This window comes from Caulobacter sp. CCUG 60055 (genome assembly GCF_022750545.1).
Taxonomy (GTDB): Bacteria; Pseudomonadota; Alphaproteobacteria; order Caulobacterales; family Caulobacteraceae; genus PUIC01.
Map to the genome: position 1 here is coordinate 79,768 of NZ_PUIC01000008.1, position 22,506 is coordinate 102,273.

The following is a 22,506-nucleotide window of genomic DNA, read 5'->3' on the forward strand; positions in this document are numbered from 1 at the left end:
GGCGTTTCCCGATTGCTTGGCGTCGCCGTCAGGATGCGCTTTCGCCTGGGCGGGCGCAACGCTGACCCAGCGTCAGCCGAAGCCGGGGAACAGGGTGTGGTGTCTCCACAGGCCGGCGGCGAGGGCGGCGAACAGCAGCAGGCCGGCGTCGCGGTTGGAGCGGAACAGCCTCAGCGCCAGCGGGCCGTCGTCCATGCGCACCGCCGCCGCCTGCCTGGAAAGGTGGACGCCGAACAGCACCGCCGGGGGGATGAACAGCGGGCCCAGGCCGCCGGCGAAGGCGGCGGTCAGGGCCAGGACGAAGCTGAGCACATAGAAGACCAGCACGCCCTTGGGGGTGTTGTCGCCGAGCCGGCGGGTCGAGGACTTGATCCCAGCCAGGGCGTCGTCCTCGATATCCTGGATGGCGTAGATGGTGTCGTAGCCCAGGGTCCAGAAAATGCCCGAGGCGTAGAGCAGCATCGCCGGCCAGGCGATCTCGCCGGTGGCGGCGGCGTAGCCCAGAAGGGCGCCCCAGTTGAAGGTCAGGCCCAGCCAGGCCTGCGGCCACCAGGTGATGCGCTTCATGAACGGATAGGCGGCGACCAGCAGCAGCGAGGCGACGCCCAGGGCGATGGCCACGGGGCCCAGCGTCACCAGGATCAGGAAGCTGACCAGGCTGCAGCCGACCAGGAAGGCCCAGGCCTGCTTGAGGCTGATCTGGCCGGACGGGATCGGCCGGCTGGCGGTGCGGGCGACCTTGGCGTCGAAGTCGCGGTCGACGATGTCGTTGAAGGCGCAGCCCGCCGCCCGCATCAGGGCCGAGCCGACGGCGAACAGGACCAGCAGCCTCAGGTCCGGCCATTGGCCGCGCATGGCCCCGGCCAGGGCGATGCCCTGCCACCCCGGCAGCAGCAGCAGCCAGATGCCGGCCGGCCGGTCGAAGCGGCCCAGCTTCAGCCACGGCCGCAGCGCGGCGGGGGCGTAGCGGTCCACCCAGTTGGTCGGGGCGGCGTCGGGAAGCGGGGCGGTGGTCATGGCGCAGGCTTAGCAAGTCGCGCGCTTCGCCCAATATAGAAATTCACTATCGACTGGATCAAAACTAACAATTGGATTTATGGAGCCGGCGGCGCGACCGTCCGTTCATGACGCATGAGGAGGCGGCCATGAGCGACAGACCGATCTTGACGACCACCGGCGGCGCGCCGGTCCCCGACAATCAGAACTCGATCTCGGCCGGTCCGCGCGGGCCGCTGCTGCTCGAGGACTACCAGCTGATCGAGAAGCTGGCGCACCAGAACCGCGAGCGCATCCCCGAGCGCGTGGTCCACGCCAAGGGCTCCGCCGCCTACGGGACCTTGACCGTCACCCAGGACGTCAGCCGCTACACCAAGGCCAAGGCGCTGCAGAAGGGCGCCAAGAGCGAGGTGCTGCTGCGCTTCTCCACCGTGGCCGGCGAACGCGGCGCGGCCGACGCCGAGCGCGACGTGCGCGGCTTCGCGCTCAAGGTCTACACCGAAGACGGCAACTGGGACCTGGTCGGCAACAACACGCCGGTGTTCTTCGTCCGCGACCCGCTGAAGTTCCCCGACTTCATCCATACGCAGAAGCGGCACCCGGTGACCAACCTCCGCTCGCCGACGGCGATGTGGGATTTCTGGTCGCTGTCGCCCGAGAGCCTGCATCAGGTGACGATCCTGTTCTCGGATCGCGGCCTGCCCGACGGCTATCGCCACATCCACGGCTTCGGCTCGCACACCTACAGCTTCATCAACGCGGCCGGCGAGCGGGTGTGGGTCAAGTTCCATTTCAAGTCGATGCAGGGCATCCAGAACTGGACCAACCGCCATGCCGAGGGCGTGGTGGCGACCGACCGTGAAAGCGCCCAGCGCGACCTGTTCGAGGCCATCGAGAAGGGCGACTATCCCCGCTGGCGCTTCTGCATCCAGGTGATGACGGAGGCCGAGGCCGAGAAGACCGCCTACAACCCCTTCGACCTGACCAAGGTCTGGCCGCACGGCGACTTCCCGCTGATCGAGGTCGGCGTCCTGGAACTGAACCGCAACCCGGACAACTATTTCGCCGAGGTCGAGCAGGCCAGCTTCAGCCCTTCGAACATCGTGCCGGGGGTCGGCTTCTCGCCGGACAAGATGCTGCAGGCGCGGATCTTCTCCTACGCCGACGCCCACCGCTACCGGATCGGCACGCACTACGAGCAGCTGCCGGTGAACCAGCCGAAGTCGAAGGTGAACACCTACCACCTCGACGGCTCGATGCGGTTCGACAAGCCCGGCCGCACCGACGCCTATTACGAGCCCAACTCGTTCGGCGGCCCGGTGCAGCAGGACCGGTTCAACGAGCCGCCCCTGCCGCTGCACGGCGACGCGGCCCGCTACGACCATCGCGAGGGCAACGACGACTACAGCCAGCCCGGGGCCTTGTTCCGCCTGATGAGCGACGACCAGAAGCGGCAGTTGATGGACAATATCGCCGAGGCGATGACCGGCGTGCCGGAGGACATCCAGCGTCGCCAGATCGGCCACTTCGCCAAGGCCGACCCGGCCTATGGCGCGGGGGTCGCCGAACGCCTGGGCCTGACGGCGGCGCGGGCCGCCGAATAGCGCTCGATCCCCCGCGGCCGGCGCCCGCCGCCGGCCCGGCCGGACCGAAGGCGCCGCTTCTCCCACCGCCCAGCGGGAGAAGCGGTCGCTTCCGGCCGCCTGAATTCCGGAGTTTCCGACCATGACCGTTATCGCCGCCGATCGTTCCACCGCTCCCGCCGCCGCGCCGGCCTGGCGCCTGGCCGGATGGGCCTTGCTCGTCGGCGGCGGCCTGGGCGCGGCGATCCCGCTCGCCCCGACCACGCCGCTGTGGACCGCCGCCGCCCGGGCTTTCCAGCGCGCCGGCGACAGGGCGATGGCCGAACGGCTGCAGGGCCTGCCCAAGTTCGGCGCCCGCATTCGCCGCCGCCTGCGGGGCCTCGCGCCCAGCCGGGCCGAGCGGGCCGAGGCGGCGCTGAAGGCCGCCGTGGCCGCCGCCCTCGGCGCGCTGTGGCTGAGCCGCGACCTGCTGGGCGGGCCGTGGCAGGCGGGCGCGGCCTTCGCCGCCGCGCTGGCCCTTTGGGCGGCGGCCGCGCAACGCGGCGTCGCGGTCCCTTGCGAGGCCTGAGCGACACTGTCCGTCGCCAATCTTCGCGATAGCCCTTAGCCCGTCTCGCAAGGCCAAAGGGGAGCCCCTATGTGGGCGCGATGAGCGACGAGTATTTCGACGAGGACGAGGGCGACATCCGCAAGCGGGTGTTGTCCAACGGACAGGTGACGGCGTTCATCGCCGGCTTCTGGCTGCGCAGGCGCGGGCTGCTGGCCGGCGCGGCGGGCCTGATGCTGCTGGCGGTGCTGTGCGACCTGGCGCTGCCCTGGGCGGCGGGCCGTCTGGTCGACGCCGTCAGCGGCGCCCATCCCGTGGCCGAGGCCTGGAAGGGCTGGGCGCTGTTCGTCGGCGTCTACGTCGCCTTCGTGATCATCCGCAACGGGGCCTTCCGGTTCTGGAACCCGTTGGCGGCCCGCAACATGGAGGAGATGACCAACGAGGCGTTCTCGCGGGTGCAGTCCTTCTCGGCCGACTGGCACGCCGACACCTTCGCCGGATCGACCGTGCGCAAGGTCAGCCGCGCCATGTGGGGTTATGACAGCGCCTCGGACGCATTGGTGCTCTGGCTCGGCCCGTCGCTGCTGGTGCTGGTGGGCCTCAGCGTGTCGATGGCCATACGCTGGCCGGCGGTGGGCCTGTTCTCGCTGGCGGTGGTGATCGCCGACGTCTGCCTGAACCTTTGGACGGTCAAGGCCTATGTGCGGCCGGCCAACCTGAAGTCCAACGCCCTCGACAGTCAGATCGGCGGCGCCCTGGCCGACGCCATCACCGCCAACCCGACCGTCAAGAGCTTCGGCGCCGAGGCGCGCGAGGAGAGGCGGCTCGGCGAGGTCACCGCGTCCTGGCGGACGGCGGTCCAGAAGACCTGGAACCGCTTCATGGACGTCTGGGCCATGCAGAACGTCCTGATGATCATCCTGCAGGCCGGTCTTTCCGGCATGCTGGTCTGGCTGTGGAGCCAGGGCCGCGCCAGCCCGGGCGACGTCGCCTTCGCCATCACCTCGTTCATGCTGATGAGCGGCTATCTGCGCAATCTCGGCGAGAACGTGCGCATGCTGCAAAAGGGCCTGGACGACGTCGAGGACGTCGCTGGCTACATGCGCCAGACGCCGGAGGTGTCCGATCGCCCGGACGCGCCGGTCTTCCGCGCGCAGCGCGGCGAGATCGTCTTCGACCGGGTGACCTTCCGCTACAAGAACAAGGCCACGCCGCTCTACGAACGCTTCACCCTGGCCATAGCGCCGGGCGAACGGGTGGCGCTGGTCGGGCCGACCGGCTCGGGCAAGTCGACCTTCGTCAAGCTGATCCAACGGCTTTACGACCTCGACGGCGGCCAGATCCGCATCGACGGCCAGGACATCGCCGGCGTCGCTCAGGGCAGCCTGCGCCGCGCCATCGCCGTGGTGCCGCAGGACCCGGCGTTGTTCCACCGCTCGATCGCCGAGAACATCGCCTACGCCCGGCCGGACGCCAGCATGGACGAGATCCACGCCGCGGCCCGCCGCGCTCGCGCCCACGACTTCATCATGACGCTGCCGGACGGCTACGACACCCTGGTCGGCGAGCGGGGGATCAAGCTGTCGGGCGGCGAGCGCCAGCGGGTGGCCATCGCCCGGGCGTTCCTGGCCGACGCCCCCATCCTGGTGCTCGACGAGGCCACCTCGTCCCTCGACGTCGAGACCGAACGCGACGTGCAGATGGCCACCGACGCCCTGATGGCCGGACGCACCACCATCGTCATCGCCCACCGCCTGTCGACCATCCGTCACGCCGACCGCATCCTGGTGTTCCAGAGCGGCCGGGTGATCGAGGAGGGGCGTCATGGCGAACTGGTCGCCTTGGGCGGCGCCTATGCGCGCCTGCACGCGGTGGCCCAGGGCGTCGCCTGACCGGCGGCGCCCTGCGACTTCGCGTCACAGGGGAATTTTTCCCTCTAGGGTAGAGTGATAAGGTCGCGCCCGCTCGGACGTCCCGTCCGAAGCGTCCTCCAGCGTGAAAGGCGAGACCATGGCCAATTCCCTGGTGCTCAACAGCAAGAAGTACGCGATCTACGTGCGGGTGATCGCCGGCGAAGGCGACGGTCCGCTGATCTGGATCGACGCCAGCGGCCATATCCATGTCGGCCCCGGCGATCCCTCGCCCCAGGTCGCCAAGGAGATCCAGGCCGGCGTCGCCCAGATCCAGGCCGGTGTCGAACACGCCCTGCGTGCGGCGGGCCAGCAGGTTCACGCCTGACGGGCGTGGCTGGTTTTTGCATGAATTTTTCGTAACCCCCCGCCGCATTGTGGGCGGGACGCGCCTCGTCTAGCAATTCCGCCCAAGAATTGTCTGGGGGCGTGGAATGCGTAGGAACGGGAGGGGCGGGACCATCGCCCTGGCGGTGGTCCTGGCCGTCGGAGCAGCGGCTCCTGCATGGGCCAAGGCGGCGGACAAGCCGCCCGTGGAGGCCAAGAAGGAAGAGGCCGACAAGGCCATCGGCGACCTGCCGCCGTTCCCCAAGGACGCCAGCGTCAAGCAGGTGACGCACGTCGCCGGCAAGACCCTGAACTACACCGCCACCGTCGGCTCGCTGCCGGTGCGCGACGACAAGGGCAAGAAGATCGCCGAGGTGGTGTTCACCGCCTACGTCCTGGACGGGCCGCGCGATCCCAGCCGGCCGATCACCTTCGCCTTCAACGGCGGCCCTGGCGCGGCGTCGGTCTATCTGAACCTCGGGGCCATAGGTCCCAAGCGCATCCAGTTCGGGGCCCAGGGCGACAGCCCGTCCGATCCGGTGCGGCTGGTCGACAACCCCGGCACCTGGCTCGACTTCACCGACATGGTGTTCATCGACCCGGTCGGCACCGGCTATTCGCGCTCGCTGACCTCGGAGGAGGAGACCAAGAAGCGCTTCTACGCCGTCAAGCCGGACATCGCCTACCTGTCGCGGGTGGTGTTCGACTGGCTGGTCAAGAACGACCGACTGGCCTCGCCCAAGTTCGTGGTCGGCGAAAGCTACGGCGGATTCCGCGGCCCGCGCATCACCCACTACCTGCAGACCCAGCTCGGCGTCGGCGTCAACGGCGTGGTGCTGGTCTCGCCGCTGCTCGACGGCGTCACCCGCCAGGGCGGCGAGATGTCGCCGCTGCCGTGGATGGTCAACCTGCCGTCGATGGCCGCCGCCAACCTCGAGCGCCAGGGCAAGCTGACGCCCCAGGCCATGGCCGAGGTCGAGGCCTATGTCCGGACCGACTATCCCCTCGACCTGATCAAGGGGCGCTCCGACCCGGCCGCCGTCGACCGCATCACCGCCAAGGTGACCAGCCTGACCGGTCTCGACGCCGGCTTCGTCAAGCGGCTGGGCGGGCGGATCGAGACCCAGGCCTTCCTGCGCGAGGTGTTCCGCGACGAGGGCAAGCTGGGCAGCCGTTACGACTCCAACGTCACCGCCTTCGATCCCTTCCCGTTCGCGCCCGAGCAGGAGACCAACGACCCGATCCTGGATTCGATCATCGCCCCGACCACCAGCGCCATGGTCGACTTCACCACCCGCATCGTCGGCTGGAAGGTCGAGGGCCGCTACAACGCCCTCAGCAACGAGGTGAACCGGCTGTGGGACCGCGGCCGGGGCAAGGACACCGAGTCCGTCACCGACCTGCGCCAGGCCGCCGCCGTCGATCCGAAGATGAAGGTGCTGATCGTGCACGGCTACAACGACCTGTCGTGCCCGTACTTCGCCTCGCGGCTGATCATCGACCAGATGCCGGTGATGGGCGATGCGAACCGGGTCCAGCTCAAGGTCTATCCGGGCGGCCATATGTTCTACAGCCGTCCCGACAGCCAGGCGGCCCTGCGCCGCGACGTGATGGCGGCCTACGGCCGGTGACCGTGGCCTGCAACGACAGATCGAGGAAGGAAGCGCCGATGGGCTCCAAGTGGAAGATCCTGGCCGCCGCCTGCGCGGTCGCCCTGCTGGCGGGCTCCGCCGCCGCGCCCGCCTGGGCCGACGACGACGCCAAGCCCGCCGCCGACGCCAAGAAGGACGAGGGCAAGAAGGGCGAGGGGGCCGACAAGTTCATCGGCGACCTGCCGCCGTTCCCCAAGGACGCCAGCGTCAAACAGGTGACGCACGTCGCCGGCAAGACCCTGAACTACACCGCCACCGTCGGCTCGCTGCCGGTGCGCGACGACAAGGGCAAGAAGATCGCCGAGGTGGTGTTCACCGCCTACGTCCTGGACGGGCCGCGCGATCCCAGCCGGCCGATCACCTTCGCCTTCAACGGCGGCCCCGGCGCGGCCTCGGTCTATCTGAACCTCGGGGCCATAGGGCCCAAGCGCATCCAGTTCGGGGCCCAGGGCGACAGCCCCTCCGATCCGGCGCGGCTGGTCGACAACCCCGGCACCTGGCTCGACTTCACCGACATGGTGTTCATCGATCCGGTCGGCACCGGCTATTCGCGCTCGCTGGTCAACGACGAGGAGAGCAAGAAGCAGTTCTTCACGGTCAAGTCCGACATCGCCTACCTGTCGCGGGTGGTGTTCGACTGGCTGGTCAAGAACGAGCGCATGGCTTCGCCCAAGTTCGTGGTCGGCGAAAGCTACGGCGGTTTCCGCACCCCGCGCATCGCCCACTATCTGCAGACCGACCTCGGCGTCGGCCCCAGCGGCGTGGTGATGGTCTCGCCGTTCCTCGACGCCCAGTCCGAGCAGGGCGGCAACTTCTCGCCGATGTCGTGGATCGGCACGCTGCCGTCGATGGCCGCCGCCAATTACGAGCGCCAGGGCAAGCCGCTGACGCCCGAGACCATGGCCGCCGTCGAGGCCTACGCCCGTTCCGAGTTCGCCGTCGACCTGCTGAAAGGCCGTTCCGACCAGGCCGCCGTCGATCGCATCGTCCACAAGGTGACCGAGTTCACCGGCCTCAATCCCACATTCGTCAAGCGTTCGGGCGGTCGCATCGAAAGCCGCGCCTTCCTGCGCGAGCTCTATCGCGACCAGGGCAAGGTCGGCTCGTGGTACGATTCCAACGTCACCGCCTACGACCCCTTCCCGTGGTCGCCCGACGCGCCGGACGGCGATCCGATCCTCAACCAGATCATCGCCCCGACCACCAGCGCCATGGTCGACTTCACCAACCGCACCGTCGGCTGGAAGCTGTCGGCTCGCTACAACGCCCTCAGCAACGACGTCGGCGAGAAGTGGGAGAAGGGCTGGTGGGCGACCGCCGAGTCGGTGACGGACTTCCGCCAGGCGGTGGCGACGGACCCGAAGATGAAGGTGCTGATCGTCCACGGCTACGACGACCTGTCGTGCCCGTACTTCGTCTCCAAGCTGATCGTCGACCAGATGCCGACGATGGGCGAGGCGGGCCGGGTGCAGATCAAGGTCTATCCGGGCGGGCACATGTTCTACAGCCGTCCCGACAGCCAGGCGGCCCTGCGCCGCGACGTGATGGGCGTCTACGCCGCGCGGTGACCTGATTTCCCTCCCCCATCGAGGGGGAGGGCTATCGGATTTGCGCCGCCAGCGCCCTCGCCAGGTCGCCGCGGCCGTTCACCTGTACGCCGTCCAGACCCAGCCAGCCGGCCATCAGCCGCAGTTCGGCGGCCAGGGCCTCGGCCGTCTCGGCCTCCGGCGCGCCGGGCTCCAGATGGGCGGCCTGGACGCGCAGCACGCCGGCCTGGCGGTCGGCCTTGAGGTCGACGCGGGCGGTGATCGCCTGTCCCTGCAGGAACGGCAGCACGTAGTAGCCGTGCTCGCGCTTGTGCGCCGGGGTGTAGATCTCCAACCGGATGCGGGCGCCGAACAGCCGCTCGGTGCGCTCGCGCCGCCAGATCAGCGAATCGAACGGCGAGAGCAGGGCGCCGGGCGCGCCCTTGCGGCCGATCTTCGCCTCGGGATCGAGATAGGCCTGCTGGCGCCAGCCCTCGACCTGGACCGGGACCAGCTGGCCGGCCTCGACCAGCTCGGCGACGCGGGCCCTCGTCTCGGCGGCCGGCATGCGGAAATAGTCGCGCAGGTCGCCCTCGGTGGCCACGCCCATGGTCCGCGCCGCGATGCGCAGCAGGGCGCGGTGGGCGTCCGCCTCGTCGGGCGTCGGCGCGTCGACGATCGCCCGCGGCAGCACCCGCTCGGTCAGGTCGTAGATGCGCTCGAAGCCCCGCCGGGTCCTGGTGGTGATGAAGCCGGCCCAGAACAGCCATTCCAGCGCCCGCTTGCCGTCGCTCCATTCCCACCAGCCGCCGGCGCGCTTTTCCCCGGTGGCGAAGTCCGCCCCGCTGACCGGGCCGCGCTTTTCGATCTCGGCCAGGATGTTGTCGATATAGTCGCGCCGCTCGCGGCCCATGCGGGCTATGCCGCCCCACACCCCGTCGCCAGCCTCGGCGCGGGCCATCCGCCAGCGCATCAGCGGTTGCAGCGCCAGGGGCATCAGCGAGGCCTCGTGGCCCCAGTACTCGAACAGGCTGCGCTTGGCGCCGTAGGCCTCGCGTTCGAGCAGGGCCGCGTCATAGGCTCCCAGGCGGGAGAAGCCCGGCAGGTAGTGCGAGCGGACCAGGACGTTGACGCTGTCGATCTGGATCAGCCCGACGCGGTCGACCATGGTCCGGAAACGACGGCCGTCGACGGCGACAGGACGTCCGTCGACCAGGCCCTGGGCGGCCAGGGCGATGCGCCGGGCCTCGCCGGCGGTGAGCTTGTCCTTCATCGCCGGGCGCCGGCTTCTACTTCTACTTCTCCAGGCGGCCGTCGCCGAGCGCCGCCGTCTCGAAGGGGAAGACGACTTCGGGATCGGGCCGCTCGACGCATTCGGTGACGTGGGCCGGGGCGACCGCGTGCAGCAGGTGGCGGATGGTGTTCAGCCGGGCGGTCTTCTTGTGGTCGGTGTGGACGATGATCCAGGGCGCGAAGGCGGTGTGGCTGCGCGTCAGCATGGCGTCGCGCGCCTTGGAATAGTCCTTCCACTTCTCCTGGGCCACGGCGTCCAGTGAGCTGACCTTGAGGACCTTGAGCGGATCGGTGCGCCGGGCCTCCAGACGCAGGGCCTGCTCCTTCTTGGAGATGTCGAGCCAGAACTTGACGATGCGGATGCCGCTCTCGACCAGCATGCGCTCGAAGGCGGGCGTGTCGCGGATGAAATCCTCCTGCTCCTTGGAGGAGGAAAAGCCCATCACCACCTCGACGCCGGCGCGGTTGTACCAGGAGCGGTTGAAGAACACGATCTCGCCGGCGGCCGGCAGGTGGCGGGCGTAGCGCTGGAACCACCACTCGGAGCGTTCGCGGTCCGAGGGCTTGGGCAGGGCGACCACGCGGGTGTTCCGGGCGGCCAGGTGTTCGGTGATGCGCTTGATCGCGCCGTCCTTGCCGGCGCCGTCGCGGCCCTCGAAAATGACGAGGATCTTCTCGTCCTTCTCGATCGCCCACTGCTGCATGCGGACCAGTTCGATCTGCAGCTTGACCAAAGCGTCTTCGTAGTCATCCGATTTGCTCATGGGCGCAGCCTCGGCATTCTTGCGCGCCATGGCAAGATCACATCGCGAGGGAGGCCGTCCTGTACGTCGTCGTTTGGGAATATCTGGCGCACCCGGAGCGGGTCGACGCCTTTGTCGAGGCCTATGGGGCGATGGGAGCCTGGGCGCGCCTGTTTCGCCGGGGCGACGGCTTCCTCGGCGTGCAGCTCCTGCGCGACCTGGAGGAGCCGACCCGCTTCGTGACCATAGATCGATGGCGCTCCCGCGACGCCTTCACCGCCTTCATGACCCAGCATCGGGCCCTCTACGTGGCGCTCGACGAGAAGCTGGCCGACTTGACGCTGACGGAGATGCGGCTAGGCGACTGTGAATGATCCGCCTCCACGTTCCCGATCCGCTCGCCGCCGGCGCCGTCGTCGTCCCTTCCGCCGACCAGGCGCGCTATCTGGTCGGCGTCATGCGCCAGGGCCTCGGCGACAGCGTGCTGCTGTTCAACGGCCGCGACGGCGAATGGCGGGCGCAGCTGGTCGAGGTCTCCAAGAAGGGATGCCGGCTGGCGGCGGTCGAGCGGGTCCGCGAGCAGACGTCGCCGCCGGACCTCGACCTGATCGTCGCCCTGGTCAAGCGCGGCCCGCTGGAGACCATCGTCGAGAAGGCGGTCGAGCTGGGGGCGCGGCGCATACGCCTGGCCCTGACCCGGCGCACCAACGCCGACCACACCAACGTCGCGCGCCTCCAGGCCATCGCGACCGAGGCCGCCGAGCAGACCGGCCGGCTGGAGACGCCGCAGGTGGTCGCGCCCGAGAAGCTCGACCGCATCCTCGACGCCTGGCCCGACGGGCGGCGGCTGATGTTCTGCGACGAGGCGGGCGACGATCCCGCCGCCGAGTGGGGCGGCCGGGCAGGGCGGGCGCGCTCGGCGCTCGCCGCCCTGGCCGAGGCCGGGGGCGGGCCCTGGGCGGTGCTGATCGGGCCCGAGGGCGGTTTCGCGCCGGAGGAGCGGGCGCGTCTGCGCGAGGCGGCCTTCGTCGCGCCGGTGACGCTGGGTCCCAGGATCCTGCGGGCCGACACCGCCGCCATCGCCGCCCTGGCGCTGTGGCAGGCGGCGCGCGGCGATTGGACGGAAAACTGAGTTCTCTTCGCGCCTCTTGAGCGGCGCCATATTGGCGCCCACTTGCTGAACGGCGTAAAGATCGCCGCGACCGGGGCCGCGCCGCCGGTGTTGCAGGTGCGTTCCTTGGGAGATGCTGAATGGCCGATGTCATGACGGACCAACGTCCGCTGGTTCTTGAGGACCTGGCCGAATACCTGGCCGAAGGCTGCAAACCGGCGAGCGAGTTCCGCATCGGCGCCGAGCATGAGAAGTTCGGCTTCCGGCTGCACAGCTACGAGCCGGTCCCCTACGAAGCCGACGGCCAGGGCCGGGGCGGCATTCACGCCATGCTGGTGGGTTTGCGCCGGTTCGGCTGGACCGACGTGCTGGAGAGCGGCCCGCGCGGCGACACCCTGATCGGCCTGGAGCGGGGCGGCGCCAGCGTCAGCCTGGAGCCGGGCGGCCAGTTCGAGCTGTCCGGCGCGGCCCTGCCCGACATCCACGCCATCTGCGCCGAGACCGGCCGCCACCTGGAGGAGGTCAAGGCCGTCGCCGACGAGCTGGGCCTGGGCTTCATCGGCCTGGGCTTCAGCCCGACCCTGCGCCGCGACCAGGTTCCGGTGATGCCCAAGGGGCGCTACGACGTCATGCGCGCCTACATGCCCAAGGTCGGCTCGCTCGGCCTCGACATGATGCTGCGCACCTGCACCGTGCAGTCGAACCTCGACTTCTCGTCCGAGGCCGACATGGTCGCCAAGTTCCGCATGAGCCTGGCCCTGCAGCCGATCGCCACGGCCCTGTTCGCCAACTCGCCGTTCACCGAGGGCAAGCCCAACGGCTTCCTGTCGGCCCGCGCCAACGTCTGGACCGACACCGACGCCGACCGCACCGGCCTGCTCGACTTCGTGTTCCAGGACGGCTTCGGCTTCGAGACCTACGCCCGCTACGCCATGGACGTGCCGATGTATTTCGCCAAGCGCGACGGCCGCTATGTCGACCTGTCGGGGCAGTCGTTCCGCGCCTTCATGGCCGGCGAGCTGGCGGCGCTGCCGGGCGAGCGGGCGACGATGAAGGACTGGGGCGACCACATCACCACCATCTTCCCCGAGGTGCGGCTGAAGAAGTACCTGGAGATGCGCGGCGCCGACGGCGGCCCGTGGAGCAGCATCTGCGCCCTGCAGGCCCTGTGGACGGGCGTGTTCTACGACGGCGCGGCCCTGGCCGCCGCCTGGGACCTGTGCAAGCACTGGACGAGCGAGGACCGGGCCAGGCTGCGCGGCGACGCCGCCCGCACCGGGCTCAAGGGAACGGTGGCCGGCCGGCCCGTGCGGGACGTGGCCAGGGATTTCGTCGCCATCGCCAAGGAGGGGCTCAAGCGCCGCGCCCGCCTGGACGCCAGCTTCCTCGACGAGACCGTCTATCTGCGCGAGCTGGAGGAGATCGCCGACAGCGGCGTCACGCCGGCCGAGCAACTGCTCGACCTCTATCACGGCCGCTGGCAGGGCGACGTGACCCGGGTCTTCGAGGAATTCGCCTACTAAAGGGCGGGGCGGCGCGCCGGCGGCCTAGCTGGAGCGGATGTCGTCGGAATCCTCGTACTCGCCGGCCTCCTCGCCGGGCATGTCGACATTGGCCGCCCAGTGGTCGAGCTGGCTGGAGCCGGCTCCGGAATCGGTGTGTTCGACCGCCGCGCGCACGTCGTCGGCCGTGCGGCCTTCGTCGATCTCGTGGATTTCGACCTGATCGGGATAGAAGGCCAGCAGGCCGCGTATAGCCTCGACGGCGGGGTAGGGGGCCTCGTAGCTCCACACGGCGTCCTCGGCGAACCGGCCGTCGCGGAAGATCCGGTAGTACGACGCCTCGCCCTTGTAGGGGCAATGGGTGCGGCGGTCGGTCTTGGCCAGCACCTCCATCTCGACGTCCTCGCGGGGGATGTACTGCACGGGCTTGTAGCCGGCCTCCTTGAGGGTCAGCGCGTTGGCGGTGTCGGCGAGGATGTGGCCGGCGTAGAGCACGCGCACGCGCTTCGGGTTCCAGGCGATGGTGATGGGGTGGTCGGGACCGGGGGTCTTCATCATCGGATATCTCCGTCGGCGCCTGGAGAACGCGCGAAGCCCGCGCCTGGGTTCCGTGGGCGGCGTCCGGCGACGCCATGCTTGTGAAACATTCTATCGCATGGTTCTCTGCCCCCAAACGCGGGGGTTAGGGGCGTTTTGATCTTAAGATCGCGCCGGCCCACCGTCGAAACGCATCAGAATTAGGGCCTTCCAAATATGAATTGGGTAATGATGCTGGGGATCGCGGTCACGGTGGTGACAGCAATCCCGGTGGTGCTCCAATTGCGATCACATCCGCGCGGTCTCGTCGTGCTTTTCTTCGCCGAGATGTGGGAGCGGTTTTCCTACTACGGCATGCGCGGGCTGCTGATCTTCTACCTGACGCAGCAATTCCTGTTCGACGACAAATTCAGCCAGGGGCAGTACGGCGCCTACACCGCGCTGGTCTATCTGACGCCGCTGGTCGGCGGTTTCGTCGCCGACCGGTTCCTGGGCACCCGCAAGGCCATCGTTTTCGGGGCGCTGCTGCTCGTCGTCGGCCACATGACCATGGGCATCGAGGGCAAGCCGGCCACCCAGGTCCTGCACTATGGCGAGCGCCAGTACGTGTTCAACGTCGAAGGGCGCGGCGATTCGCGGCACGTTCGCCTGAAGGTCGACGACAAGCTCTACGACTACGCCCCCGCGGCCGATGGCGGCCTGCAGATCAAAGACCTGCCCGCGGCCTCGCCGCTGCCCTCCGTCCTGCCCAAGGGCTCCTACAGCCTGAGCGTCCAGGAACGCGACCCGCTCTATGTCAACATCTTCTATCTGGCCCTGTCGCTGATCGTGCTGGGCGTCGGCTTCCTCAAGCCGAACATCTCGGCCATCGTCGGCCAGCTCTACCCCGAGCGCGACCCGCGCCGGGACCCCGGCTTCACCCTGTTCTACTACGGCATCAATCTCGGCTCGTTCTGGGCGGGCCTGCTCTGCGGGCTGCTCGGCGAGAAGGTCGGCTGGTGGGCGGGCTTCGGCATGGCCGGGGTCGGCATGCTGGCCGGCTTCGTGGTCTTCGTGCTGGGCAAGCCGCTGCTGATGGGCAAGGGCGAGCCGCCGGACCCGGTCAAGCTGGCCAAGCCGGTGGCGGGGCCGATCAACCTCGAATGGTCGATCTACCTGCTCAGCCTTCTCGGCCTGGCGGTGGTGTTCTTCCTGGTCCAGCGCAACGCCGTGGTCGGCTACATCCTGCTGGCCGGTTCGGCCGCCACCCTGGCCTATCTGGGCTGGTTCATGACGATGAAATGCACCAAGGTCGAGCGCGAGCGGCTGATGCTCGCCCTGACCCTCATCCTGGGTTCGGTGGTGTTCTGGGCCCTGTTCGAGCAGGCCGGCTCGTCGCTGAACCAGTTCGCCCAGCGCAACACCCAACTAGCCATCTCGGCCACGCAGAACCTGGCGGCGGCCCAGACCCAGGCGTTCAACCCGTTCTTCATCCTGCTGTTCGCGCCGGTGTTCTCGGCGCTATGGGCCTTCCTGGGCCGGCGCGGGGCCGATCCCAACCCGGTGGTGAAGTTCGGCCTGGCGCTGCTGCAGGTCGGCCTGGGCTTCTTCGTGCTGGTCTGGGGTTCGAGCTTCGCCGACGCCGACCACCGGGTGCCGCTGATGTTCCTGCTGCTGGCCTATCTGCTGCACACCACGGGCGAGCTGTGCCTGTCGCCGGTCGGCCTGTCGTGGATGACCAAGCTGTCGCCTGCGGCGGTTGTGGCCACGATCATGGCCACCTGGTTCCTGGGCACTTCGGGCGGCCAGATGGTGGCGGGCCTCGTCGCCCAGCTCACCGCCGCCGAGACCGTCGCCGGCGTGGTGCTCGATCCGGCCAAGGCGCTGGAGACCTATGTCGGCGTCTTCCGGATGATCGGCTTCTGGGGCGTCGGCCTGGGCGCCCTGCTGCTGCTGCTCAGCCCGGTGCTCAAGCGCTGGGCGCACGGCGTCGACAAGAACCGCACGGCCGAGGAGATCGAGGCCGCCGGCCTCGAGCCCGCGCCGTCCAAGCCCGGCGCCTGACGGGCCGCGGAACGACCAGGGGCCCCGGAGCGATCCGGGGCCCTTTCCGCATCCGCCGCCGACATTTGCGGCCTGGACGTCAGCCGAAGGTCTTGCGCACCCGCAGATAGATCTCCGGGCCGAACTTGAGTTCGCGGGTGTCGGTGCTGACCAGCGGATTGGAGCCGCGCGGGCCGGCGTATTCCTGGAGGATGCGCTCGTAGCCGCGAGAGAACAGGTTGTCGATCTCGGCCCGCAACGACAGGTCCCGCCGGGGGCGCACCTCGGCGTAGAGCACCACCCAGGTGCGCAGCTTGTCGTCCTCGATTTCGGTCAGCCGATAATAGGTCTGCCGCCAGGCGCTGAACGCGTCGAGCCCCCAGGTCGCCTTCCAGCGCGGCAGGTCCTGGCTGAAATGGCCTTCCCATTCCAGCGGCTTGAGCTTGGTGATCTCGCGCGTGCGGCCGGTGGCCGGGTCGGTCACCTCGGACCAGCGCCAGGTGCCCTGGCCGCGCAGCAGGCCGTTCTTCACGCCGAACCGCGACAGCGGCAGGGTGAGGTTGAGCATCAGCTCGTCCTTGGTCCCCTCGCCGATGTTGCCCGGGGCGTCGTAGACCGCGCCCGAGGGATCGTAGATCGGCGCCCGGTCGACGACGTTGGTCAGGTCCGAGTGGCGGATGGTGACGGTGGCCGCCCCGCTGCCCCAGAACCGCCGCTCGTAGGCGGCCTCGTAGACCCAGGCCTCCTGCGGATCGAGGTTGGGGTTGCCGGCCCGCACCGCGCCGGTGTTGAGCGACTGCGAGGCGACGAAGTCGTTGAAGTCGAGCTGGCTGACCTCGCGCTCGATCCGCGCCCGGAACTGGTTGCGGTCGTTCGGCGACCAGGTCACCGCCAGGCGGGGCTTGGCGAAATAGAGGCTCTTCTCCAGCACGACGTCGCCGCTGGAGGCGATGGTCGAGAACTCGAACCGCATGCCCGCCTCGACGTTCAGGCTGGGCGTCGCGCTCCAGGTCGCCTGGCCGAAGACCTCGCCCCGCTTTTCGGTGACCTCGACATTGGCGGCCGGCAAGGGGACGGGGACGCCGTTGACGGCGTAGCGAGTGTCGCTGTCGAGCCAGTTGTAGGCGAACTCGCCGCCGGTCTTGAAGGTCAGCTTGCCGTTGGCGCGGTAGGTCAGGACGGCGCGGGCGATGCTCTCGCCGTTGGTGTGATGTTCGTTGAACAGCGCCGCGGAGCCGGGCTCTTCGAAGTCGGAACGATAGCGTTCCTCCTGCAGCTGCTGGATGAATAGCGCCTCGATCGAGGCGCGCGCGGTCAGGGCCCGGCTGTAGCGGGCGCCGAACTCGGCCTGGTCCTTGGGTTGGCGGTCGTGTTCGACCGAGCCGCCCGGCGGGCCGTGGTCGTCGACGATCTCGTCATAGGTGAAGCGGTCGTGGAACAGCTGGCCGTTGATGCGCAGGGAGCCGCCCATCAGCGGCGTCTCGTAGGCCGCCGTGGCGATGATCTGCTGGCCGTTGCCCTCGGTGTTGACGTGGGAGACGAGGGTGGGCGGTCCGCCTCCGGGGACACGTTGCACGCGCCGGCCGTCGCCGTCGCTGTCGTCGATATAGCCGCTCACCGTCAGCGAGGCCTCCAGAGCGCGGGGGCCGTCGCGCCGCGTCGTCTCCAGCCGCAGGGTCGGGATGTGGCGCCCGTCGTTGACCACGAGGTTGTCGGCGATGTGGATCAGGCCGGTGACCGACGAGCCGGTCTTGCGCACGACGTTGGCCACGACCGTCTTGCCTTGCATGTCGATGCCCGCCGCGCCGCCGCGGATGACGTCGATGCGCTCGACCTGGCTGGCCGGCACCCGTCGCAGGATCGAGTCGAGGTCGTCGTTCTTGCTGGTCGGGCGGGCGCCGTCGATCAGCACGTTGCCGGCCGCGCCGGCGAAGCCGCGCACGCTGTCGCCGTCGTCGAAGACGAAGCCCGGCAGCCGGCCGATCATGTCGCGCGCCGTGTTGGCCTGGGCGGCGGCGAAGAACGAGGCCGGATAGCTGATGACCGCCTGGCCGGCCTCGGCCGCCGGCGCAGGGGGCTGGGCCGGCGCGTCGGCGGCGGCCGGCGTGGCGGCGGCCAGCGCCCCTAGAAAGATAGCCAATGTCATGCCCGTGTTCCCCTCCAGGTCGTTTCTGGAAGGAAGCCTCGGGCATGGCGCCGGTTCGGCGCCAGTTACAGAACCGAAATGTGGGTTAAATCTTCGACAGGTCCGCCGCTCAGACCCCGGTGCCGCCGACCGTCAGCCCTGTGATCTTCAGGCTCGGCTGGCCGACGCCGACCGGCACGCCCTGACCGGACTTGCCGCACACCCCGACGCCGGGGTCGAAGCAGAAGTCGTCGCCGATCATGGTCACCCGCGTCAGGGCCGAGGGGCCGTCGCCGATCAGGGTGGCCCCCTTCACCGGCGTGGTGATCACGCCGTCCTCGACCAGATAGGCCTCGGTGCACTGGAAGACGAACTTGCCGTTGGTGATGTCGACCTGACCGCCGCCGAAGTTGGCGCAATAGAGGCCGCGCTTCATCGAGGCGATCATCTCCTCGCGCGTGTGGTCGCCGGCCAGCATGCCGGTGTTGGTCATGCGCGGCATCGGCATGTGGGCGTAGGACTGGCGGCGGCCGTTGCCGGTCGGCTTCATGCCCATCAGGCGTGCGCTCATCCTGTCGTGCATGTAGCCGACCAGGACGCCGTCCTCGATCAGGATGGTGCGTTCGGTGGGCGTGCCCTCGTCGTCGATGGTCAGCGAGCCGCGCCGGCCGAGGATCGAGCCGTCGTCGAAGACGGTGACGCCGGGGGCGGCCACCCGCTCGCCGATTCGGCCCGAGAACGCCGAGACGCCCTTGCGGTTGAAGTCGCCTTCCAGGCCGTGGCCGACGGCTTCGTGCAGCAGCACGCCGTTCCAGCCCGGCCCCAGCACCACGTCCATCTCGCCGGCCGGGCAGGGGGCGGCCTCCAGGTTGACCAGGGCCTGGCGCAGGGCCTCGTCGACCTGGCCCCGCCACTTGTCCGGCGAAATCCAGGCCTCGAAGCCGGCGCGGCCGCCGGCGCCGGCCGAGCCGGTCTCGCGCCGGCCGTCCTTCTCCACCGTCACCTGGACGTTGACCCGCACCAGCGGGCGCACGTCGCGCAGCAGGCGGCCGTCGGCGCGCAGGATCTCGACCGTGCGCCGCTCGCCGGCCAGGCTGGCCATCACCTGGACCACGCGCGGATCGCGGGCGCGGGCGAAGGCGTCGATCTCCTGGAGCAGGGCGACCTTGTCCGAGAAGGCCGGCGAGGCGAGGGGATCGTCCTCGCCATAAAGCTTGGCGTTGGTGGCGCGCGGCCCCTCGGCCGACACGCCGGCGTGGCCGCGCTTGGCCAGGGCGGCGGAACCCGCCGCGCGCTTCAGGGCGGCCTCGGAGATCTCGGCGGCGTGGGCGTAGCCGGCGGTCTCGCCCGCGACCACCCGCAGGCCGAAGCCTTCGCCGGAATCGTAGGCGGCCGATTTCAGGCGCCCGTCGTCGAACAGGAACGATTCGCTTTCGGAGCGCTCGACGAACAACTCGCCGTCGTCGGCGCCGGCCAGGGCCTGCGACAGGATTTCGCGGGCGCGCTCGGCCGGCACGCCGGAGGCTTCAAGGACGGACGGGGCGGAACTGTGCATGGTCATGGGCTCAATATCGGACGATCGCGGGGCGGGCGTCCAGGCCGGACGCCCGTATCCGGCGCGTCTTCTTAGATCGTGGGGGGCCTCGCCGACGGCAAGGCGGGCGGCGAGGCGTCGTCGCGGCCCGCCCCCCGAGGCCGGGACCGGCGGGGATTTCGGCCCCGGCGGCCGCCAAACGGCGATCGCCGAAACATGTCCGGCCGATGGCGGCGCAACCGCTTGGCAAGCCTGGGGAGAGCGCGTATTGACCGCCGCAGTCGTAGATCAACGGGAGGGCTCCGGGATTCTGCGCGGGTTTCGGCGTGCAAATTGACGCTGGAGTCGGCGGGATTTCTGGGTCATGTCGGTCGATGAGGCGGGAGTCGCCCGCGCCAGTCGGCCGCAGATTGAGCCGTGAGGGACATGAAGGCTTCGAGAATGGGGATGCGTAGGCTTGCGGCGGGCATCGCCGCCGCGACCGTCACGGCCGCGCTGGGGGCGCAGGCTTGGGCTGAAGACGTCGTCGGCGCGCCGACGGCGGGGGGGATGGGTCTTCAACCGGCGTATTCGCCGCTGAAACACGACGCCATTTTCTTCCACAATGTGATCCTGTTGCCGATCATCGCGGCGATCACGCTGTTCGTGTTGGTGCTGCTGCTGATCTGCATCGTGCGCTTCAACAAGCGGGCCAATCCGACCCCCGCCAAGTGGAGCCACAACACGCCGCTCGAGGTGATCTGGACGGCGGTGCCGGTCCTGATCCTGATGGTCATCGCCATCTTCTCGTTCAAGCTGCTGTTCGCCTATCACGACATGCCCAAGGCCGACCTGACCGTGAAGGTCACCGGCTACCAGTGGTACTGGGGCTACGAATATCCCGACCAGAAGATCAGCGAGTTCACCTCCAACCCGCTGACCGAGGCCGACGCCAAGGCCAAGAACGTTCCCTACCTGCTGGCCGCCGACGCCGCCATGGTCGTCCCGGTCGGCAAGGTCGTCCGCGTGCAGATCACCGGCGCCGACGTGATCCACGACTTCGGCGTTCCCGCCTTCGGCCTCAAGACCGACGCCATCCCAGGCCGCCTGAACCAGACCTGGTTCAAGGCCGAAAAGACCGGCGTGTTCTACGGCCAGTGCGACCAGCTCTGCGGCGTCAACCACGCCTTCATGCCGATCGAGATCCGCGTGGTCAGCCAGGCCGACTTCGACGCCTGGGTCGCCCAGCACGGCGCGGCCGCCGCGCCGAAGGCGACGCCGGCCGCCGCGACCGCCGCGGCCCCGGCCACGCCCGCTCCCGCAGCGGCCCCCGCCGCGCCCGCCAAGGCGCCGGCGGCCGCTCCCGCGGCTCCGCAAAAGACGGCTCAGAACGACGCGGGCGCCAAGCCCGTCGTTCTGAACTGACGGTTCGAGAGAGTTTCAAGACCATGGCAACCGCATCCGCACACGCCGGTCACCACGACAGTGACCACAAGCCGCCTTTCATCACCCGCTGGTTCTTCTCGACGAACCACAAGGACATCGGCACGCTGTACATCCTGTTCGCCATCATGGCGGGGATCATCGGCGGCGCCCTGTCGGGCCTGATCCGCTGGGAGCTGGCCGAGCCGGGCATCCAGGTGTTCAAGGAGACCGGCCTGTTCGGTCAACTTGGCCTGTTCAAGGGGCACCACGGCTATAACGTCGTCGCCACCGCCCACGGCCTGATCATGATCTTCTTCATGGTCATGCCGGCCATGATCGGCGGCTTCGGCAACTGGTTCGTGCCGCTGATGATCGGCGCGCCGGACATGGCCTTCCCGCGGATGAACAACATCTCGTTCTGGCTGCTGGTCGCCGCCTTCGTGCTGCTGATCACCTCGACCTTCGTCGACGGCGGGCCGGGCACCGGCTTCGGCGGCGGCTGGACGATCTATCCGCCGCTGTCGACCACGGGCCACACCGGCCCGGCCATGGACCTGGCGATCCTGTCGCTGCACCTGGCCGGCGCCAGCTCGATCCTGGGCGCGATCAACTTCATCACCACCATCTTCAACATGCGCGCGCCGGGGATGACCATCCACCGCATGCCGCTGTTCGCCTGGTCGGTGCTGGTGACGTCGTTCCTGCTGCTGCTGTCGCTGCCCGTGCTGGCCGGCGCCATCACCATGCTGCTGACCGACCGCAACTTCGGCACCCACTTCTTCGATCCCGCCGCCGGCGGCGACCCGCTGATGTTCCAGCACCTGTTCTGGTTCTTCGGCCACCCGGAAGTGTACATCCTGATCCTGCCGGGCTTCGGCATCATCAGCCACGTGGTCTCGACCTTCTCCAAGAAGCCGGTGTTCGGTTATCTGGCGATGGCCTACGCCATGGTCGCCATCGGCTTCCTCGGCTTCCTGGTCTGGGCGCACCACATGTACGCGGTGGGCATGGACATCAATCTGCAGGCCTATTTCGTGGCCGCGACGATGATCATCGCCGTGCCGACCGGCATCAAGATCTTCTCGTGGATCGCCACGATGTGGGGCGGCTCGATCGACTTCAAGACCCCCATGCTGTGGGCGATCGGCTTCATCTTCCTGTTCACGGTCGGCGGCGTCACCGGCGTCGTCCTGGCCAACGCCGGCATCGACTACTCGCTGCACGACACCTATTACGTCATCGCCCACTTCCACTACGTGCTGTCGCTGGGCGCGGTGTTCGCCATCTTCGCCGGCTTCTACTACTGGTTCGAGAAGATGTGGGGCGTGAAGTACAACGAGTTCCTCGGCGCGCTGCACTTCTGGATCATGTTCATCGGCGTGAACCTGATCTTCTTCCCGCAGCACTTCCTGGGCCTGCAGGGCATGCCGCGTCGCTACGTCGACTACCCGGCCGCCTTCGCCAAGTGGAACTACGTCTCCTCGATCGGCTATGCGATCACCGTCGTCGGCGTCGGCGTGTTCCTGATCGTGCTGCTCGAAGCCGCCGTCCGCCGCCGCAAGGCCGAGGCCAATCCGTGGGGCGAAGGCGCGACCACCCTGGAATGGACGCTGTCCTCGCCGCCGCCGTTCCACCAGTTCAGCGAACTGCCGGTCGTCAAGGCCGACAGCCACTGAGTTAGGCTATAGTACGAC

At 68.9% G+C, this 22,506-nt stretch carries 18 protein-coding genes; 12 read left to right on the forward strand and 6 right to left on the reverse strand.

Annotated features, from left to right (window positions below; all coding sequences use genetic code 11):
- Positions 1 to 72: 72 nt before the first annotated feature.
- Positions 73 to 1,017 carry a 4-hydroxybenzoate octaprenyltransferase gene (gene ubiA, locus C5708_RS12445; protein WP_242921560.1) on the reverse strand — a complete coding sequence of 315 codons (945 nt, stop codon included), beginning with the start codon at positions 1,015 to 1,017 and terminating at the stop codon, positions 73 to 75.
- 128 nt (positions 1,018 to 1,145) lie between these two features.
- Here ubiA and C5708_RS12450 point away from each other — a divergent pair, with 128 nt between their 5' ends.
- The 6 genes from C5708_RS12450 (at position 1,146) to C5708_RS12475 (ending at position 8,583) form a co-directional block, all read left to right on the forward strand.
- Positions 1,146 to 2,600, forward strand: a complete 1,455-nt coding sequence (locus C5708_RS12450) for a catalase (RefSeq protein WP_242921562.1) — start codon at positions 1,146 to 1,148, stop codon at positions 2,598 to 2,600.
- A 121-nt stretch (positions 2,601 to 2,721) separates the two neighbouring features.
- The gene (locus C5708_RS12455; protein WP_242921564.1) at positions 2,722 to 3,147 is read left to right on the forward strand and encodes a hypothetical protein; all 426 of its coding nucleotides are present in this window, start codon (positions 2,722 to 2,724) and stop codon (positions 3,145 to 3,147) included.
- An 80-nt stretch (positions 3,148 to 3,227) separates the two neighbouring features.
- Positions 3,228 to 5,018 (forward strand): ABC transporter ATP-binding protein, encoded by a 1,791-nt coding sequence (locus C5708_RS12460; protein ID WP_242921868.1) that lies wholly within the window; start codon positions 3,228 to 3,230, stop codon positions 5,016 to 5,018.
- Between the two features lie 118 nt (positions 5,019 to 5,136).
- The gene (locus C5708_RS12465) at positions 5,137 to 5,364 is read left to right on the forward strand and encodes a hypothetical protein (RefSeq protein ID WP_242921566.1); all 228 of its coding nucleotides are present in this window, start codon (positions 5,137 to 5,139) and stop codon (positions 5,362 to 5,364) included.
- A 106-nt stretch (positions 5,365 to 5,470) separates the two neighbouring features.
- Positions 5,471 to 6,994 carry a S10 family peptidase gene (locus C5708_RS12470; protein WP_242921568.1) on the forward strand — a complete coding sequence of 508 codons (1,524 nt, stop codon included), beginning with the start codon at positions 5,471 to 5,473 and terminating at the stop codon, positions 6,992 to 6,994.
- Between the two features lie 38 nt (positions 6,995 to 7,032).
- Positions 7,033 to 8,583: a peptidase S10 gene (locus C5708_RS12475; protein WP_242921570.1), complete on the forward strand. Its 1,551-nt coding sequence runs from the start codon at positions 7,033 to 7,035 to the stop codon at positions 8,581 to 8,583.
- A 31-nt stretch (positions 8,584 to 8,614) separates the two neighbouring features.
- Here the strand turns inward: C5708_RS12475 and C5708_RS12480 are convergent, their stop codons facing one another.
- Both C5708_RS12480 and ppk2 read right to left on the reverse strand, forming a co-directional pair.
- Positions 8,615 to 9,814, reverse strand: a complete 1,200-nt coding sequence (locus C5708_RS12480; protein ID WP_242921572.1) for a winged helix-turn-helix domain-containing protein — start codon at positions 9,812 to 9,814, stop codon at positions 8,615 to 8,617.
- Positions 9,815 to 9,836: 22 nt separating this feature from the next.
- A complete protein-coding gene (gene ppk2 / locus C5708_RS12485) occupies positions 9,837 to 10,598 on the reverse strand; it encodes a polyphosphate kinase 2 (protein WP_242921574.1) in 762 nt (253 codons plus the stop codon).
- Positions 10,599 to 10,657: 59 nt separating this feature from the next.
- Between ppk2 and C5708_RS12490 the strand changes: the two genes are divergently transcribed.
- The 3 genes from C5708_RS12490 (at position 10,658) to C5708_RS12500 (ending at position 13,211) form a co-directional block, all read left to right on the forward strand.
- Complete coding sequence (locus C5708_RS12490) at positions 10,658 to 10,951, forward strand: antibiotic biosynthesis monooxygenase family protein (RefSeq protein WP_278253959.1); 294 nt, start codon at positions 10,658 to 10,660, stop codon at positions 10,949 to 10,951.
- On the forward strand, positions 10,948 to 11,709 hold the full coding sequence (locus C5708_RS12495; RefSeq protein WP_242921577.1) for a 16S rRNA (uracil(1498)-N(3))-methyltransferase: 762 nt from the start codon (positions 10,948 to 10,950) through the stop codon (positions 11,707 to 11,709). Before C5708_RS12490 ends, C5708_RS12495 begins: the two co-directional genes overlap by 4 nt.
- Before the next feature lie 119 nt (positions 11,710 to 11,828).
- Complete coding sequence (locus C5708_RS12500; protein WP_242921579.1) at positions 11,829 to 13,211, forward strand: glutamate--cysteine ligase; 1,383 nt, start codon at positions 11,829 to 11,831, stop codon at positions 13,209 to 13,211.
- A 24-nt stretch (positions 13,212 to 13,235) separates the two neighbouring features.
- Here C5708_RS12500 and C5708_RS12505 read toward each other — a convergent pair whose 3' ends face one another.
- Positions 13,236 to 13,748, reverse strand: coding sequence for a DUF427 domain-containing protein (locus tag C5708_RS12505; protein WP_242921581.1), 513 nt, complete (start codon positions 13,746 to 13,748; stop codon positions 13,236 to 13,238).
- A 195-nt stretch (positions 13,749 to 13,943) separates the two neighbouring features.
- Here C5708_RS12505 and C5708_RS12510 point away from each other — a divergent pair, with 195 nt between their 5' ends.
- Positions 13,944 to 15,770, forward strand: coding sequence for a peptide MFS transporter (locus tag C5708_RS12510; protein ID WP_242921583.1), 1,827 nt, complete (start codon positions 13,944 to 13,946; stop codon positions 15,768 to 15,770).
- A 79-nt stretch (positions 15,771 to 15,849) separates the two neighbouring features.
- On the opposite strand, the gene C5708_RS12515 is transcribed toward C5708_RS12510, so the two are convergent.
- Both C5708_RS12515 and tldD read right to left on the reverse strand, forming a co-directional pair.
- Positions 15,850 to 17,895, reverse strand: coding sequence for a TonB-dependent receptor (locus tag C5708_RS12515; protein WP_242921585.1), 2,046 nt, complete (start codon positions 17,893 to 17,895; stop codon positions 15,850 to 15,852).
- Between the two features lie 109 nt (positions 17,896 to 18,004).
- A complete protein-coding gene (tldD, locus tag C5708_RS12520) occupies positions 18,005 to 19,429 on the reverse strand; it encodes a metalloprotease TldD (RefSeq protein ID WP_242921587.1) in 1,425 nt (474 codons plus the stop codon).
- A 405-nt stretch (positions 19,430 to 19,834) separates the two neighbouring features.
- On the opposite strand from tldD, the gene coxB reads away from it, so the two are divergent.
- Together coxB and ctaD are read left to right on the forward strand one after the other, a co-directional pair.
- The gene (gene coxB, locus C5708_RS12525) at positions 19,835 to 20,812 is read left to right on the forward strand and encodes a cytochrome c oxidase subunit II (protein WP_242921589.1); all 978 of its coding nucleotides are present in this window, start codon (positions 19,835 to 19,837) and stop codon (positions 20,810 to 20,812) included.
- A gap of 23 nt (positions 20,813 to 20,835) precedes the next feature.
- Positions 20,836 to 22,488, forward strand: a complete 1,653-nt coding sequence (ctaD, locus tag C5708_RS12530; RefSeq protein WP_242921592.1) for a cytochrome c oxidase subunit I — start codon at positions 20,836 to 20,838, stop codon at positions 22,486 to 22,488.
- Positions 22,489 to 22,506: the final 18 nt, after the last annotated feature.